This window comes from Acaricomes phytoseiuli DSM 14247, from assembly GCF_000376245.1.
GTDB lineage: Bacteria > Actinomycetota > Actinomycetes > Actinomycetales > Micrococcaceae > Renibacterium > Renibacterium phytoseiuli.
In genome coordinates, this window is record NZ_AQXM01000061.1 from 25,254 (window position 1) to 41,220 (window position 15,967).

At 64.2% G+C, this 15,967-nt stretch carries 15 protein-coding genes and 1 riboswitch; of the genes, 8 read left to right on the top strand and 7 right to left on the bottom strand.

The window, feature by feature from the left end; genetic code table 11:
* Positions 1-42: 42 nt before the first annotated feature.
* Complete coding sequence (locus C501_RS0108780; protein ID WP_169332130.1) at positions 43-1,641, bottom strand: DUF7927 domain-containing protein; 1,599 nt, start codon at positions 1,639-1,641, stop codon at positions 43-45.
* A gap of 472 nt (positions 1,642-2,113) precedes the next feature.
* Here C501_RS0108780 and pabB point away from each other — a divergent pair, with 472 nt between their 5' ends.
* On the top strand, positions 2,114-4,147 hold the full coding sequence (pabB, locus tag C501_RS0108785) for an aminodeoxychorismate synthase component I (protein WP_018135253.1): 2,034 nt from the start codon (positions 2,114-2,116) through the stop codon (positions 4,145-4,147).
* A gap of 68 nt (positions 4,148-4,215) precedes the next feature.
* Entirely contained in the window at positions 4,216-5,262 is a 1,047-nt protein-coding gene (locus C501_RS0108790; RefSeq protein ID WP_043568705.1) for an LLM class flavin-dependent oxidoreductase, read from the top strand.
* Positions 5,263-5,299: 37 nt separating this feature from the next.
* Here the strand turns inward: C501_RS0108790 and C501_RS0108795 are convergent, their stop codons facing one another.
* Positions 5,300-5,773 carry an ASCH domain-containing protein gene (locus C501_RS0108795; protein WP_026174770.1) on the bottom strand — a complete coding sequence of 158 codons (474 nt, stop codon included), beginning with the start codon at positions 5,771-5,773 and terminating at the stop codon, positions 5,300-5,302.
* Between the two features lie 185 nt (positions 5,774-5,958).
* Between C501_RS0108795 and hchA the strand changes: the two genes are divergently transcribed.
* From hchA to C501_RS0108825, 6 genes are all read left to right on the top strand, one after another.
* On the top strand, positions 5,959-6,831 hold the full coding sequence (hchA, locus tag C501_RS0108800; RefSeq protein ID WP_018135256.1) for a glyoxalase III HchA: 873 nt from the start codon (positions 5,959-5,961) through the stop codon (positions 6,829-6,831).
* A 73-nt stretch (positions 6,832-6,904) separates the two neighbouring features.
* The gene (locus C501_RS0108805) at positions 6,905-7,819 is read left to right on the top strand and encodes an aminodeoxychorismate lyase (RefSeq protein ID WP_018135257.1); all 915 of its coding nucleotides are present in this window, start codon (positions 6,905-6,907) and stop codon (positions 7,817-7,819) included.
* A gap of 236 nt (positions 7,820-8,055) precedes the next feature.
* A complete protein-coding gene (locus C501_RS14300; protein ID WP_018135258.1) occupies positions 8,056-8,157 on the top strand; it encodes a DUF1737 domain-containing protein in 102 nt (33 codons plus the stop codon).
* A complete protein-coding gene (locus C501_RS12965) occupies positions 8,154-8,594 on the top strand; it encodes a rhodanese-like domain-containing protein (RefSeq protein WP_018135259.1) in 441 nt (146 codons plus the stop codon). The genes C501_RS14300 and C501_RS12965 overlap by 4 nt, the downstream gene beginning before the upstream one ends.
* A gap of 3 nt (positions 8,595-8,597) precedes the next feature.
* The gene (locus tag C501_RS0108820) at positions 8,598-9,788 is read left to right on the top strand and encodes an O-succinylhomoserine sulfhydrylase (protein WP_018135260.1); all 1,191 of its coding nucleotides are present in this window, start codon (positions 8,598-8,600) and stop codon (positions 9,786-9,788) included.
* Positions 9,789-9,920: 132 nt separating this feature from the next.
* Positions 9,921-10,829, top strand: a complete 909-nt coding sequence (locus C501_RS0108825) for a hypothetical protein (protein WP_018135261.1) — start codon at positions 9,921-9,923, stop codon at positions 10,827-10,829.
* Between the two features lie 88 nt (positions 10,830-10,917).
* Here C501_RS0108825 and C501_RS0108830 read toward each other — a convergent pair whose 3' ends face one another.
* The 5 genes from C501_RS0108830 to C501_RS0108850 form a co-directional block, all read right to left on the bottom strand.
* Positions 10,918-12,462, bottom strand: coding sequence for a UDP-N-acetylglucosamine 1-carboxyvinyltransferase (locus C501_RS0108830; protein WP_018135262.1), 1,545 nt, complete (start codon positions 12,460-12,462; stop codon positions 10,918-10,920).
* Between the two features lie 88 nt (positions 12,463-12,550).
* Positions 12,551-13,354 (bottom strand): energy-coupling factor transporter transmembrane component T family protein, encoded by an 804-nt coding sequence (locus C501_RS0108835; RefSeq protein ID WP_018135263.1) that lies wholly within the window; start codon positions 13,352-13,354, stop codon positions 12,551-12,553.
* Positions 13,351-14,895: an ABC transporter ATP-binding protein gene (locus C501_RS0108840; protein ID WP_018135264.1), complete on the bottom strand. Its 1,545-nt coding sequence runs from the start codon at positions 14,893-14,895 to the stop codon at positions 13,351-13,353. Before C501_RS0108840 ends, C501_RS0108835 begins: the two co-directional genes overlap by 4 nt.
* 28 nt (positions 14,896-14,923) lie before the next feature.
* Positions 14,924-15,526: an ECF transporter S component gene (locus tag C501_RS0108845; RefSeq protein ID WP_018135265.1), complete on the bottom strand. Its 603-nt coding sequence runs from the start codon at positions 15,524-15,526 to the stop codon at positions 14,924-14,926.
* 42 nt (positions 15,527-15,568) lie between these two features.
* Positions 15,569-15,674, bottom strand: a riboswitch (TPP riboswitch).
* Positions 15,675-15,698: 24 nt separating this feature from the next.
* Entirely contained in the window at positions 15,699-15,959 is a 261-nt protein-coding gene (locus C501_RS0108850) for a DUF4235 domain-containing protein (RefSeq protein ID WP_018135266.1), read from the bottom strand.
* Positions 15,960-15,967 lie beyond the last annotated feature (8 nt).

Genomic DNA, 15,967 nt, shown 5'->3' on the forward strand with positions numbered 1-15,967 from the left:
TGCAAGCAGACCTGACCAGACTAGCAGGCGGTGTGCTTCAGCTCATTCCCCGCCGGGGGCCTGGTTCAGCCGACGCCTGCCGAGGCGCAGCAGAGCCAGACCGGAAATCCCAGCCATAGCAGCGAAAGCCATAGCAGCAGACATCCAACCGCCCGCACCCGTCACGGCCAAGGCTCCGCTGCCGGAGGTGCTTGAGCCGCCGATGGCCACCGGACCCGTAGCTTTATTCGGCAGCAGCGGATCCATAGAGAGCTGAAGGGGTTGAGCGCCTGGGCCCGTAACAGCGCCGGTAATAACCGTAGTACCGGGCTTCGTCGTTTCCGGTGCTACGACTTCAGGTACAACCACAGGAGAGACATCCTGGTTCACCGTCACCGAATAGACCAACTGAACTCGTTGGCCGGGCTGCAGAACACCGGACCATAACAGCATCGTGCCGTCCAGTACCGCGGCCTCCTGGATGCGGCTCAAGACAACTTCGTTCTGCGCGTCGAGCACTCGTACTGTCGCGTCGTTGTTATACGAGGCATTAGCCAATGCCGGGGCGAGGTCGTCTTCGACACGCGCCCGATCGAGAACAGTATTACCGGTATTCCGGCCCTCAACCGTGTAGGTGATCTTCGACCCCGGTTGAACCGTCGCGCCCAGATTCAAATCCGAGGATTTCGACTGCTCATATTTTGACGCAGGCGGCTCGACGCTATCTGAAGCTGTGCTGTGCTCGACAACCACCGGAGCAAGCTCATTAATAGGTTTCGCCGCGACCCGGGACGTGAGCTTACTCCGCAGCATCGATCCCTCGGCGACGCCTTCGTTCACCGTCACGGAGTACACCATCTGCAACCGCTGCCCCTGCAGCAGCTCGAAACTCCATGTACTGAGCGTTGCCTCCTCCAGCCAGGGAGGCGAAGGCGGCTGGACTTCACGCACAACAACGTTGCCTTGATCGTCCAGGATCCGCATGACAGCGTCATTGTTATAGGAGGCTTTATTCAGCACCTGCGACATATCGACGTCGAACGATACGCTATTAGTGCTACCGAGATTCCTGCCGCTTGCCGTGTACGTGACCTTCGAGCCTTCAGGCACGACGACACCAGGAGCCGGGTTAGAAGTCATCGAGTGCTCATACCTCGGACCGTCCGCCACCGGCTCACCCGGCGACGCCCAGAGGTCGACCACGACCGGCTCGGGCTTAAGCGTCGAACCGCTGGGAGGGGTGGCTTCAGATGCCAGACGATTGCGTAGCATCGTATAAGGAAAAACATTCGGGCTCACTACTACGCCATACACGATCTGCACACGCTGCCCCGGTTGCAGAGCACCAGACCATGACAATGTTGATTCCGATGACAAATCAAGGCTCAAAGTACTTTTGTTGACTACGCTTCCTTGGGCATCCAGAATCCTTACCGTCGCATCGGAGTTAGGCCAAACGGAAGATAGCACCTGCGACATATCGGTCTGAATCACCACGGGATCGAGAACAGTATTACCGGTATTCCGGCCCTCAACCGTATAGATGATCTGTGCGCCAGGAGAGACCTGCGACCCCGGAGCGGGATCCGAAGTCTTCGAATGCTCATAGCCCGGAGACGGCGTGGGTTCGGAAAGCATCTGCGCCTGAGGCGTGCCCGCCACCGCGGCGGTACCGATGCTGAAAGCTGTCAGAAATAAAAAGAATGTTGCGAAAATAGCAGTCAATGCGGAGATCAAAGGAAACCTTTTGCCACATCGAGTCATAGCTACCCCCCGTAGTTATGCTTGATTTTTGATGTTGATCGATCATGAATTGAAGATCTGGGCATCCTGTCCCTGCGACGGTGCAGAAACAATAAGACCGAATAAGTGAGTGACGAGAAGAGAATCTCCCTGCAGATTCACAGGAGCCCCTTCGTGGAGAACCGTGCTCAGGATAATCGAAAACCTGAGATACCACTATGTATTTTTTTCATCTTACATAAAACCAGGGCAATCTCCTCTCTATGACTTCTCGCCCCACCGACAGCCCGATGAGTAAGCTGGCTGCTGTGCCTTCTATCCGCCGGTTCACCGCAGCTTGCTCTGGCCTGATCGCTCGATCTCGGCTCAGCAACACGGAGCGAGGAGCGCCATGACTCCCCCCGGGGAGCGCCGGCCGCTGCTGATCGCCATCGATGGCCGCTCCGGCGCCGGTAAGACCACGCTGGCCATCGAGCTCACCGCGCTGCTCGGCGAGCACCGCAAGGTCTCGCTCTTCCATCTCGAAGACATCTACCCAGGCTGGAACGGGCTGCGCGCCGGGATCGAGCGCTATGTCACGACCGTGCTCGCTCCGCTGCGGGAGGGCCGGGATGCCCAGTGGACTGCCTGGGATTGGGAAGCCCGCCACGACGGCGAATCCCGAACCACTCCTGCCGCCGAGGTCGTGATCCTCGAAGGCGTGGGCGCCGCTCACGGCCCAGCGCGGGATCTCCTCGATGCGGTGATCTGGGTGGAGGCTCCCGCAGAGCTGCGCAAGCACCGGGCCCTGACGCGCGACGGCGATCAGTACGCGCCCTACTGGGAGCTCTGGGCCGACCAGGAATCAGCGCTGCTGGCTGAAGACTCACCGAGCGAGCATGCAGATATCGAAGTCCGGGGAGTCGAGGAAGGCCATCAGCAGCGGCAGCAGCTGGATCTGGCCTGCGACGTGGCCCAGGCCCTGGGCTCTGTGCGACTACTGGCAGCAGCTCTGGCCCCTGAGCAGCAGCGCTGGCTGGAAACCCCGGTGCGCGCCGAGGAGCTGGACTTTCGCGGGGATCCGGAAGCGCTCTTCCAAGCGCTCTTCGGCGATTCTGAGCATTCGGTGTGGCTCGATAGCTCCGCAGCGGATGAGAACCGCGGTAGACGCTCGATCATGGCCGATGCCGGCGGCTCTGCGGGGCGGCTGGCGGTTCATCAGCTCGGGGTGACGACGCAGACCTTCCGGGGCATCACGGTGCGCTCCCCCGGCACGTTCTTCTCTTGGCTCGACGCGCACTGGCCGATCACACGAATCACCGGCGAGGCCGGGTTCGCCCTGGGCTGGCTAGGCTACCTGGGCTATGAGATCGCTGGTGGAAATCACAGCGCGCCCGACGACGACGCCGCACCCGACGCCGCTCTGCTCTTCGCCGGACGGGCTATCGTGCTCGACCATGCCGCAGGGCGGCTCTGGGCACTGAGCCTGGAGGGCTCCGGGCACCAGGATCCTGAGCGCAGCTGGGCGCAGACCGTGCGCCATGCCGTCGACGGCCTCCAGGTTCTGGAGCCGCCCGGCGCGGAACCGCTCCTCACGCGTCACGGCGTGCAGCTCCGGGACAGCGCCTCGCAGTACAAGGCCAAGATCGCCCGGGCCCAGGCCGAGATCGTCGAAGGCAATAGCTACGAAGTCTGCCTCACCACGCAGCTGCGCTTCGAACTGGCTCCGGGTGCGCAGCCCTGGCAGCTCTACCGCAGATTGCGCCGCGCCAGCCCGGCGCCTTTCGCCGCGTACCTGCGCTTCGGCGAACTCAGCGTGCTCAGCACCTCGCCGGAGCGGCTGCTGCGGGTCGAGGCGGGCGGCGAGCTGCTCGCCGAGCCGATCAAGGGCACCCGGCGCCGCGATGCGGACCCGGCCCGGGACGCCGCCTTGCGGGAGGGTCTGCGGGAATCGGCCAAGGACCGCGCGGAGAACATCATGATCGTGGATCTCATGCGCAATGACCTCTCCCGGTTCGCTCAGCCGGGGTCACTGCGGGTCAGCCGTCTCTGCGCGATCGAGAGCTACACCACCGTGCATCAGATGGTCAGCAGCATCGAAGCCGTTCTGGAACCCGGCACTTCCCGGGCCGAGGTGGTTGCTGCTGCTTTCCCCGCGGGATCGATGACAGGAGCCCCCAAGATCAGCACGATGCGGATCCTTGAGGGGCTCGAAGGCGAACCGAGGGGTGTGTATTCGGGGGCGATCGGCTACTTCTGGCGGGACGGCTCCGCGGATCTCTCCGTGGCCATCCGAACCCTGGTGCTGCACGGCGAGCAGGCCAGCCTGGGCCTAGGCGGGGCGATCACCGCGGATTCGGCTCCGGAAGAGGAGTGGCAGGAAGTCCGGGCTAAAGCGGCAGGCGTGCTGGGCGGGCTGGGGCTCGACTTTCCGGAGAACCGGTAGGCTCAACCCAGGCTTCCAGATGAGGCATCGCATGGAATATTCCATGCAAACGCATGGTTCAGGTGATTATGAAAAGCTTCGGTTTCCTCTCCTTCGGCCACTACGGCGCAGGTCACGGCTCACAGGCGGTCACCGCCCGGGATGCTCTGCACCAAGCCATCGACCTCTCCGTTGCTGCGGATGAGATCGGAGTCAACGGAGCCTATTTCCGGGTCCATCACTTCGCCAAGCAGCAAGCCGCGCCCTTTCCGCTGCTGAGCGCCATCGCGGCCAAGACTCAGCGCATCGAGGCAGGCACCGGGGTGATCGACCTGCGCTACGAGAACCCGCTCTACCTCGCCGAGGAGGCCGCTGCGCTGGATCTGATCAGCGGCGGCCGGATGGCCCTGGGCATGAGCCGCGGTTCACCGGAGACCGCATTGCGGGGCTATGAGAACTTCGGCTACCGCGGATCAGACCCGCGGGGCGGGGACATCGCCCGGGAGAAGTTCTCGCTCTTCCTCCGCGGCATCGACGGCGAGCGCCTGGCTAACACGGACCCGCAGCTGGCGCCGGCGGGCAGCAAGCTGCGTGTGGAGCCGCATTCACCGGGAGTGAGGAAGCGCATCTGGTGGGGTTCCGGGACCAGGGAGACCGCCGAGTGGGCCGGCAAGATGGGTGTGAACCTGATGTCCTCGACCCTGCTGACCGAAGACGCCGGGGTTCCCTTCCACGAGCTGCAGGCCGAGCAGATCGAGCGCTTCCGGAACGCCTGGCGCGAAGCGGGACACGAGGGCACACCCCGAGTCTCCGTGAGCCGCAGCGTCTTCCCGCTCATGAACGACACGGATCGGCTGTACTTCGACCGCTCGAGTCGGGACCAGGTGGGCATGATCGACGGCTACCGTTCCACCTTCGGCAAGACCTACGCCGCCGAGCCGGGCCGCCTGATCGATGAGCTACTCAAGGACAGTGCCGTGCAGAGCGCCGACACCCTGATGCTCACGATCCCCACCCAGCTGGGCGTCGACTTCAATATGCACATCCTGGAGTCCTTCGCCCAGCACGTCGCCCCGGCGCTGGGATGGAAGCCGAATACCGAGGGGCCGGCTGAGGGGTACACACTACCCGCCTGAGCACTCAGCTGAAAGCCTGGGTACGAGCCAAGTCAGCCTAAGCATCGTGCGGCACTGGAAAGACGCAACGCAAGCCTTCGCAGACGACCGTCATGCCCGGCTCGAAGCCGATCGGGTTCTGCGAATGCTCGCGCCAGAAACGCTCATGAGCTATGCGCCAATACGAAAGGCTCCGGTCCCCTTCTCCTTCATCGAAGGCGTGCTGCTCGGATACCTCGCCGAAAGGCACCAGCTGAACCGAAACAATTTCAACGAGCGCTCTTGGAACTCCACGGCCATCCAGGATGATGCTGTATTCGCCCGCTACGGGCAGCGGGTCGCCGGCCTCCTCATAATCCATGAACGATGATGAGGTCGCCGTCTTCGTACCCTCGAGTACGAGCGCAAGGAGCCGATCGGCTTGTTCTGGATCTGCACCGAACGCCCACGCTTCCGGCGCAGCTTCAGGGAGGCCCGGGACAGCGTTCCCGCACTGTACCCAAAAATCGGCAACTGCGAGTGATTGACTCATGAATCGATACCACCTGACCTCTCCACAACGAAGCTAACTAGTTGCCGGATAAACCAAGCCCATCATATGTTCTATATATGGCTGGCCTTGCGGATCAGAGCACAACGTGCGGAGCTCACAAGGCCCTGCCCGGCCGCAATCAGCACCTCCGCACAACTCGCAACAAGTAGTCGAAGGGAAAGCTCATGGCCGAAAACACCACCGAATCCACCCAGGACCGCAACCCAACCCCGGACCCGGCCGAGGACAACGCATTCTTCCCCTCCCCCTACTCGCTGTCTCAGTACACCGCCGCCACCACGGACTACGACGGCCTGGCCAGCGAGGAGAAGTACACCGGAGGCCGCTGGAAGGTACTGGTCATCGCTGCTGACGAGCGGTACATGCTCATGCAGAACGAGACCTTCTTCTCCACCGGAAACCATCCCGTCGAAACGCTCCTGCCCATCCACCACATGGCTCAGGCGGGCTACGGCATCGAGATCGCCACCCTCAGCGGCGAGCCGGGCAAATTCGAATGGTGGGCTTACCCCCAGGACGATGAGGCGGCGAAGACCACCTGGGAAGCGACGAAAGAAGACTTCAAAGCACCGAAGAAGCTCTCCGAAGTCATCGCGGAAGGTCTCGACGACTACGCCGCGATCTTTATCCCCGGCGGCCACGGCGCGATGAACGGCATTCCCTTCAGTTCTGATCTGCGCGACGCCCTGGATTTCTTCCAGGACAACGACCGCCTCGTCATCACGCTGTGCCACGGCCCAGCAGCCCTCTTGGCCGCCGGCGTCGATCGCCCCGCCAACCCCTTCGCCGGGTACAAGATCGTCGCGTTCCCGGATTCTCTGGACTTCGGGGCGAACCTCGAGATCGGCTACATCCCCGGGAAGATGCCCTGGAAACTCGGCGAGCGTCTCCAAGAGGCCGGCATCGAGATCATCAACAGCGATATGACCGGCGCGACCACCCGGGACCGGAATCTGCTCACCGGGGACAGCCCGCTCGCGGCCAACCAGCTCGGCAAGGACTCCGCCTTGGCCCTGCTCTCGGAATTCAACGACTAACAGACAGCAGGCCCGGGCCTATTGCGCCTACTGCCCCGGAGACGGATGTTCCCCGGGGCAGTAGGCTGGCTGCATGAGCGCAGCTGAACCAGCCAGAACCGCCCTGGTCTTCCTTGATGACGATCACCCCGGCGGGCGGCTGGCCGATGCCGCCGAGCCTCAGCTCTCAGTGCTGGACCTCGGTGTGACCCGCGGTGACGGAATTTTCGAATCCCTCCTGGCCCGGGATGGAAACCCGCGGAAGCTGCAAGCCCATCTGGACCGCTTGCAGTCCTCAGCCCAGATACTGGAACTTGCGGTTCCGGCACCGGAGCGCTGGCGGGCAGCCATCGATACCGCCCTGGCGGCTTTCGGCGAACCCGAAGCCGTGGTCAAGCTTCTAGCGACCCGCGGCCTCGAGGCGGCTCCCGGTGCAGAACGCCCCACGTGTTGGGTCCAGGTCTCGCCGGCACCTCACGGTGGGCAGCGGCAGCACACCGAAGGCATCGACGTTCTGCTGCTGGAGCGCGGTTACGATTCCGGTATCGCCGAGCGAGCACCCTGGCTCCTGCTGGGCGCGAAGACGCTCTCCTACTCCGTCAATATGGCCGCATTGCGCTATGCCCGGCAGCATGGTGCCGGGGACGTGATCTTCTACAGCGCCGACGGGCGCGTCCTGGAAGGCCCTACCTCATCGGTGCTGATCGCCCGGCGACATCAAGGGCATCAGGACGCAGACCAGCCCGTCAAGCAGCTGGTCACCCCGCTACTGGATTCCGGAATCCTGCCGGGTACCACCCAGCGCGCGCTCTTCGATGCGGCGCAGCAGCAGGGCTGGCAGCTGGGCTATGGTCCCTTAGTTCCCCAAGACCTGCTGGAGGCGAGCGGAGTGTGGTTAGCCTCCAGCATCCGGGGGCTGGTACCCGTACGGCGCATCGACGGCCAGGACATCCCCGTCGATAAGGCGCTCACCGAGGAGCTGAACCAGCTGTTCGACGAAATCCCCTGAACACCGGCTGCGTGGCAGCGCCCGGGGATATGACGGCTTTATGACCTGCCGCTGATGCGCCTCGAACCCTTGTGGTAGCTTGGCAGCGAGTAATGAGCGCCAGCACGCCGCAGCTGATTCCCTCGTGAGTCACCCATGGCCACTGCCCTGACCTGCTGGCCGGCAACCCTCTATTCCGGCGGGGTGCCTCAGGTGACTACTCGGCGGCTCCCTGGCCGCCAGCGGAAGGAGAGATCATGAGCGAACAGCTCGCTTACCGGCTACTCACCGGCCCCAATGACAATGGATTCTGCGAACGCGTCAGCGCGGCTCCCGCCGAAGAAAGCTCCGCGCGATGAGCTACGCCGGGGATCTGAGCCTGGACGAGGCCTGGCATCGGATCAGCGCGGGAGCCGTCCTGGTGGATGTCCGCACCGAGGCGGAATGGCGGATCATCGGCGTTCCGGATATCTCCCAGCTGGCCGCCGAGCCGCGATTCATCCAGTGGAACCTCCCCGGCGGCCTCATCAATCCGGGGTTCCTCGAGGAGTTGCGCGACGCGGTACCGGAGCAGGCGGAGATCGTTTTCCTGTGCCGCTCGGGGGTTCGCTCAGCATCCGCAGCAGCCGCCGCGACCGCAGCGGGATACACCGGCTACAACATCCTGGAAGGCTTCGAGGGCGTTCCGGACCACTACGGCGAGCGCAGCATCAACGGCTGGAAGAACCACGGGCTGCCCTGGGCCCGGCTCGGCCCTGCCCCTGAACACTCTGCCCCTGATCATCCCGGAAACTGAGCGATGGCTTTCAACCCGTTCGCCCCGGACTGGGCGCCGGATACCCGGGCGGTCCGCGGCGGCCTGGACCGGACCGGCTTCCAGGAGACCGCGGAAGCACTCTTCGCCACCTCCGGTTTCGTCTACGAATCCGCGGAAGCGGCAGAGCGCGCTTTCACCGGGGAGGATGAGCGCTTCGTCTATTCCCGGTACGGGAACCCGACCGTGGCGACCTTCCAGGAGCGGCTCAGACTGCTCGAAGGCGCAGAGGCCTGTTTCGCCACCGGCTCCGGGATGGCGGCTGTTTTCGTCGCACTCGGCGCATTGCTGGGAGCCGGAGACCGGGTGGTCGCTTCCCGATCACTCTTCGGCTCCTGCTTCGTGATCCTCAACGAGATCCTGCCGCGCTGGGGTGTCGAGACCGTCTTCGTCGACGGAGTTGATCTAACCCAGTGGGAGCAAGCACTGAGCGAACCGGCGCAGGCCGTCTTCTTCGAATCCCCGTCGAATCCGATGCAGGAGATCGTCGATATCCGTGCCATCTGCCAGCTGGCTCACGCGGCGGGGGCGACCGTCGTCGCCGACAATGTTTTCGCCACCCCGCTTTTGCAGCGCTGCCTGGAGCTGAGCGCCGATGTTGTCGTGTACTCGGGGACCAAGCACATCGACGGTCAAGGACGGGTTCTTGGCGGAGCGATTCTGGGCAGCAGCGAATTCATCGACGGGCCAGTCAAGCAGCTGATGCGCCATACCGGGCCGTCGCTGTCGCCCTTCAATGCCTGGACGCTGAGCAAGGGGCTGGAGACGCTGAGTCTCCGGGTAGCGCGCTCCTGCGATAGTGCGCTCAGCCTGGCAGCCTTCTTGGCGGAGCAGCCCGAGGTGTCCTGGGTGCGCTATCCGTTGCTGCCATCGCACCCGCAGTACGAGCTGGCTGCCCGGCAGATGTCCGCCGGAGGCACCGTGCTGACTTTCGAGCTGAAAGGCGGCAAGCCGGCGGCATTCTCGTTCCTCAACGCGCTGCGCATCGTCGATATCTCCAACAATCTGGGCGATGCGAAAACGCTCATCACGCATCCTGCGACCACGACGCACCGGGCGATGGGCGCGGAAGGGCGTGCGGCCATCGGGCTCAGCGACGGCGTAGTACGGCTCTCCGTCGGCCTGGAGGACCTTGATGATCTCCGCGCAGACCTCCAACAAGCTCTCCACAATTGATGCCGTCCGCGACTTCTGATGCCGTTCGGAGACCATCAGAAGTCACGGACGGCATCAATTTCCGCGGGGTGATACTCACAAGGAGCCGCTGACCCCTGGCAGCTCTGGCCGCGGCCCAGCAGGCTCGAGCGCATGACTCAGCTACAGCACCCCGACGATAACCGCTTCGACCAGAATCTCCGTTTCACCTTGGCCCGGGCGGAACACCGCGGTGAACTCAGGCGCATCAAACGGGGCTACTATCTTCCGCCCGCAGAATGGCAGAGTCTTACCCCGGCCGAAAGACATCTGCTCATGATGAGAGCCGTTCACCGTGCAGCACGGCGGCCGCCGCTGTTCTGCCGGGGCTCGGCTGCTCTGGCCTGGAACTTACCGTTGCCGAAGCCGCCACGCCGGGTGTCGGTCTGGGTTCCGTACGACAGCGGTCTGAGCAGCACTCATGAGATCCAGCGACAACGGGATCACGCTCTCGATACCGAAGGCGTGCTGCTGGACGAGCTCCGCTGCACCGGGCTGGCCGCCACCGTCCTGGAAATCGCAGCACACGGCACCGAGCTCGGCTGGGCGCTGGCAGCTGCAGATAATGCGCTGGCGCGTGGTACTCGCTGCGCGGAGCTCAACACACTCGCCCAAGAACTCAGCAGCGGAGCGAAACGACGCAAAGCGGCCGCGGTGCTGAAGCTGGCGGATGCCCGCTCCGGTTCAGTGGGCAAATCACTGAGCCGGGCATCGATCATCCTGGCCGGCTTTCCTCCGCCGGAATTGCAGGCCCGCTTCGATGATGCACGCGGCCTGATCGGTTACACCGATTTCTTCTGGCCGGGTGTCGGTGTGGTCGGCGAATTCGATGGCAAGATCAAGTACGCCGATGCCCGGTTCCGCAACGGCCGCTCCAGTGATGAAGTGGTCGTCGCGGAAAAGCTCCGTGAGGATCGCCTCCGCGCCCTGGGCCTCGGCGTGGTGCGCTGGACCTGGGCCGAAGCGCAGCATCCAGGGCGACTAGCGCAGCTCCTGCTCCGCGCCGGACTCCGCAAAAAATGATGCCTTCCGTGACTTTTGATGGTCTACGGACGGCATCAAAAGTCACGGAAGGCATCAAAAGTGCGGGGTCAACCGGAGTCAACCGGGGTCAGTCCTGGAAGTACTCGATTTCCGCACCGAGCGCGTTGAACCGCTCCGCGAGATCTTCGTAACCGCGTTCGATGACGTAGATATTGCGCAGCTCCGAAGTGCCGCGAGCAGCGAGCATGGCGAGCAGGATGCAAGCGGCCGGGCGCAGCGCCGGCGGGCAGCCGACCTCGGCAGCGCGCCAGCGCGTCGGGCCCTCGACGTCGATGCGGTGCGGATCCAGCAGACGCACCCGTGCACCCAGCCGGTTCAGCTCGGTCAGGTAGATCGCCCGGTTCTCGTAGACCCAGTCGTGGATCAGCGTGGTGCCCTCCGCGCAGGAGGCGATCACCGCGAAGAACGGCAGATTGTCGATGTTCAAGCCCGGGAAGGGCATCGGGTGGATCTTATCCGGCGCGGCCTGCAGCTGCGAAGGCAGCGTGGTGATATCGACGAGCCGGGTATGCCCGTTGCGCGAAGTGTATTCGGACGTCCGGTGATAGCGCAGGCCCATCTGCTCCAGCATGGCCAGCTCGATCTCCATGAACTCGATCGGCACTCGGCGGATCGTGACTTCGGAGCCGGTCACGATTCCCGCGGTGATGAGGCTCATCGCCTCGATCGGGTCCTCGCTGGGGGCGTATTCGATATCCGTGTCGATCTGTGATTTACCCCGGATGGTCAGGGTCGTCGAGCCGATCCCGTCGACCTCCACGCCCAGGCCCTGCAGGTAGAAGCACAGATCCTGAACCATGTAGTTGGGGCTAGCATTGCGGATGACCGTGGTGCCCTCGCGATGGGCGGCAGCCATGATCGCGTTCTCAGTGACGGTATCGCCGCGCTCGGTCAGTACGAAAGTCCGGTCCCCGGAATCCGCCTCCGGGGTCCGCACCTGGTAGAAACCCTGATGCGCGTTCACCGAGAGCCCGAATTGGCGGAGCGCCTGCATATGCGGCTCCACGGTGCGGGTGCCTAGATCGCAGCCGCCTGCGTAGGGCAAGTGGTACAGCTCCGGCTCATCGAGCAGCGGGCCGAGTAGCATGATGACGCTGCGGGTGCGGCGGGCGGCCTCGATGTCCATGGAGTCGAGATCGAGCTTGGCGGAACGTTTGATGCGAAGGTCATTGGCATTGAGCCAAGTGCACTCCACGCCGATGCTGGTAAGCACCTCGACGATGCGGTTGACTTCTTCGATTCTGGCCAGGCGGCGCAGGATCGTGGTGCCGCGGTTGATCAGCGAGGCGCAGAGCAGGGCGACCCCGGCGTTCTTGGAGGAGTTGACCTCCACCGCGCCGGAGAGCTTGCGGCCGCCGGTGACACGCAGGTGGGTCATACGACGCTTTCCACCGCCGACGTTGACGATGCTCTGGCCGAAGATCGATTCCAGGCGCTGGATCATCTTGAGGCTGAGATTCTGCTTGCCCTGTTCCATCCGCGCTACCGCGCTCTGGCTCGTGCCCAGTTCGGCAGCGAGCTGGCCCTGGGTCCAGCTTTTTCCGAGCCGTGCATTACGCACGATCTGGGCCACGGTCTCTGACGTTTCCTGTGCTTCTACAGTCACGAACAAAAAATATCACAGTCTGCATATTCAAGAAAATTTCAGAAACAAAATCGTTGCTTAAGTGTAACCATAGTCATTACATGAAATAAATTCGTTACCAAAAGACCGGATTCCAGGTTCCCCAGAGGAGCGCAGCAGCCACTGAAACCACCGCGATAGCGATACCTCCGCAGATCACTAAGAAATCGAGCCGGGAAAAATGGGAAGGCCGAGCCCAGGTGCGGCGCCCGGCGCCGAAACCTTTCGCCTCCATCGCTGCCGCAAGTCGGCCGGCACGGCGCAGCGCCTGAACCAGCAGCGCCGTGCTCTGTGCCGCGGTAGCACGCACCGCCGATAGACCCCTGGTTCCTCCGCTCGCGCCACGCGCCCGGCGCGCTTGCCCCAAGATCTGCCACTCCTGCACCAGCAAGCCCACCAGGCGCATCGCCGCAAGCCCGCCCAGAACGAAGCGTTCGGGCAATCTGGCACGCTGCGCCAGGGCATCGGCTAGATCGGTGGGGTCTGTGCTCGCCAGCAAAAGGAGCCCCGGCACGGCGATAGCCAGGCTTCTGAGCAGCACAGCGGCCGCAGCGGCGATCGACCCCGTCGTCAAGAGCAATGGCCCGGCGTCGAAGACCGCCTCTCCGGTCTTCTCGGCAAGCAGCGCGGTCCCATACGCTCCACCAAGGGCTGCAAGCAGAATCGGCCAGCCGCGGCGCAGCAGCACCCCCAGTCGGAGACCGGCCAGTGGCAGGAGCAGGAGTTCGAACAGCAGTGCCACACCGGCCGAAACGAGATCCAGGCTCAGCAGCAGCGCGAAGAGCACAATCATCGCAGCGATGATCTTACTCAGCGGATTCGCCCGGTTCAGCAGCGGCGGCGCAAGAGCCGCTTCCGGCGGCCGGGCGCAGACGCTCATCGCACTTGCCTCGCAGTCAAGGCTAGCTCTGCTCCGCCGATGGCCTCCCGGAATGCCTCGTCATGGCTGACGGAGACGATCGCGACGCCCTCATCGAGCAGTTCGATGAGCAGATCAGCAAGCTCCGCCCAGGTTTTCGCGTCCTGGCCGAAAGTGGGCTCGTCCAGGATCAGCACCTGCGGGCTTGCGGCGAGAACCGTGGCAACGGACAACCTGCGCTTCTCTCCGCCAGAGAGCGTGAAGGGGTGCGCTGCCAGCAAGGGCCCGAGGCGCAATCGTTCGATGAGCTGCCCCACCCGGTCCATCCCGCGGCCCAGCAGCCGCGGCCCGAAATCCAATTCCGCAGCCACTGTGGCGGCGATGAACTGATGCTCGGGTTCCTGGAAGACCGAACCGAGTCTTTCGATGAGCTGAGGGCCGGTCCAGGAGGTCGGCTCGGCTTCCAGGCCACGGGCGAGGCGAGGCTCTGCCCGGATGAATCCCGCCTGCGCCGGCAGGAGACCACCGAGCGTGAGCGCCAGGGCGGTCTTCCCGGCCCCGTTGGGGCCGGTGATGGTCAACGCGTTTCCCGGAGCGATGCTCAGGTCTATCCCGGACGCCGCGGCCTGCTGCAGAAGCCCTGCAGATCTACGTTTGCGTGGTTTACGCTCCCTGGACACAGAGAGGTTCTGGGCAGTCATGAGAACGTCCCGGGGGTCAACGCGCTGCGCGGATGAAGCCTTGCGCCGCTGGGTTACCGGCCGCTCCCCAGGGACCCAGATGCCAGCCTCCCGCAGCCCTGCGAGCAGTGTGGTCCGTTGCTCAATGCCTGGCCGGAGTGCCTCCGGGGCCCCGTCGAAGAGCACCGCGGACTCGCCCCGGGTTTCATGGCCTAGCACGATGACGCGGTGCACGAGGCCGAGCCAGACCTCGGCCCGATGTTCGACCACCACCAGGGTAGCGCCGCTGGCATCCAGGGATCGCGCCACCGCATCCCGGACGTCCACGACCCCGGCAGGGTCCAGATTAGCCGTGGGCTCATCAAGCAGCCAGAGCCCCGGCCGCATGGCGAGCAGTCCGGCCAGCCCGAGCCGCTGTTTCTGACCGCCGGAAAGCTGCGCCGTAGGATGCTCCAAGGGCAGCCGGAGGCCTACCGCATCCAGGGCGGCGCGCACCCGTGGCCAAATCTCGGCTCGGGGCACTGCGAGGTTCTCCGGCCCGAAGGCCACATCGTCGCCTATCCGGGAGAGCACCACCTGCGCCTCTGGATCCTGATGCATCAGACCGGAGCGTCCGCGCTGCTCTGCCGCAGGCCGGCCGTCGACCAGCAGCCGGCCTTGTTCTTCCGCGTCCAGCTCCCCGCTGAGCAGGCCGGCCGCAGCTTGCAAGAAGGTTGATTTACCAGATCCGGAGGCGCCCAGCAGCAGCACCCGTTCGCCCGGCTCGATGGTCAGGTCCAAACCCTGGATGGCCGGGCGCTCTCGGCCTGCGTGCTGCCAACCCCAGCCCTCGGCGTGCAGCCGGGCAGGACGAATCGGCTCGCTTAAGGGCTGCCCGCTCACGGGACAGCGCGCCCGGCATCAGCGCCCATCAGAAAACCCGTTCGCTGGCTGCCTTGCGGGAGGCCAGATTAGCCAGCGCTCCGGTGCGCGCCAGGCCTCGTGCCGCCAGCCAGGAGAGCAGGCCCGCGATGATGACGCCGGAGAGCACTGCAAGCCAGAAATAGACGACCTTCCAACCGAACTGCCAAGCCACGTTCGAGACAATGTTGTCGGTCAGCCCCATTCCGGCACCCGCGAGGGCGCCGGAGAGCAGGGCCACCGGCAGCGTGAAACGCCGGTACGCGAAGAGCGCGAAGCCCAGTTCCGCGCCGAGGCCCTGGACCAGGCCGGAGAGCAGAACCGTCAGGCCGAAGTGCGTGCCCAGGGCGCCCTCGGTAGCTGCTGCGATGAGCTCGCAGAAGAGAGCGGCACCGGGTTTGCGGATGATCAAACCGCCGAGCACTCCGGCGATCAGCCAGCCGCCGCCGTACAGCGCGGATAGCGGCGGGAACGCGGCGGTCACCCCGGAGACTATTCCGTACCCGGCGGACCAGGCCCAGAAGACCACACCCACGGCGACGCCGAGCACCGCGGTGACGACGATGTCCACGACGCGCCACTGATAGCTTGCGGTGCCACTGGCCTGTTTCATGAATCCTCCTCGGTAGGAGGGGCGGCGCTTCCCTATGGAGGCACCGAAGATCGCTCGACTCCCTTCGCCGGTACTAACCGGATCAGGTTCGAGGGTCTGCGGGAATCCGCACTCTCAGCGCCTTCGCGGCGCTCCCCTGTCGTTATCTCAACTTGCTGCTACTGCACCGGGATTAGGTGAGATCCCTGGTTTTATCAAAGCGGGAGATCGCCCGCTGCGCACCCCTGCCGGTCAGCGTCTGGATGATCGCGGCGACAGTCGAGGAAACCACCGCGAAGGTCAGAGCGGATCGCAGGCTGTGCTCCAGGTTGTCGCCGTCCTTGGGCGGTTCATTCCCCGTCGCCTTAGTCCAGAGCGTATCCACGAGCTTATTCGCTGCGAATCCTGCACCGAAACTGATACCGGCGGCAAGCAGCTTGAAGACCACGTTCATAGCACCAG

Coding starts and splice junctions, on each gene's coding strand:
- C501_RS0108835 (WP_018135263.1), bottom strand. CDS start 13,354: ATGAGCGTCTGCGCCCGGCCGCCGGAAGCGGCTCTTGCGCCGCCGCTG.
- C501_RS12965 (WP_018135259.1), top strand. CDS start 8,154: ATGAGCTACGCCGGGGATCTGAGCCTGGACGAGGCCTGGCATCGGATC.
- C501_RS0108845 (WP_018135265.1), bottom strand. CDS start 15,526: ATGAAACAGGCCAGTGGCACCGCAAGCTATCAGTGGCGCGTCGTGGAC.
- hchA (WP_018135256.1), top strand. CDS start 5,959: ATGGCCGAAAACACCACCGAATCCACCCAGGACCGCAACCCAACCCCG.
- C501_RS0108805 (WP_018135257.1), top strand. CDS start 6,905: ATGAGCGCAGCTGAACCAGCCAGAACCGCCCTGGTCTTCCTTGATGAC.
- pabB (WP_018135253.1), top strand. CDS start 2,114: ATGACTCCCCCCGGGGAGCGCCGGCCGCTGCTGATCGCCATCGATGGC.
- C501_RS0108795 (WP_026174770.1), bottom strand. CDS start 5,773: ATGAGTCAATCACTCGCAGTTGCCGATTTTTGGGTACAGTGCGGGAAC.
- C501_RS0108850 (WP_018135266.1), bottom strand. CDS start 15,959: ATGAACGTGGTCTTCAAGCTGCTTGCCGCCGGTATCAGTTTCGGTGCA.
- C501_RS0108825 (WP_018135261.1), top strand. CDS start 9,921: ATGACTCAGCTACAGCACCCCGACGATAACCGCTTCGACCAGAATCTC.
- C501_RS0108790 (WP_043568705.1), top strand. CDS start 4,216: ATGAAAAGCTTCGGTTTCCTCTCCTTCGGCCACTACGGCGCAGGTCAC.
- C501_RS14300 (WP_018135258.1), top strand. CDS start 8,056: ATGAGCGAACAGCTCGCTTACCGGCTACTCACCGGCCCCAATGACAAT.
- C501_RS0108820 (WP_018135260.1), top strand. CDS start 8,598: ATGGCTTTCAACCCGTTCGCCCCGGACTGGGCGCCGGATACCCGGGCG.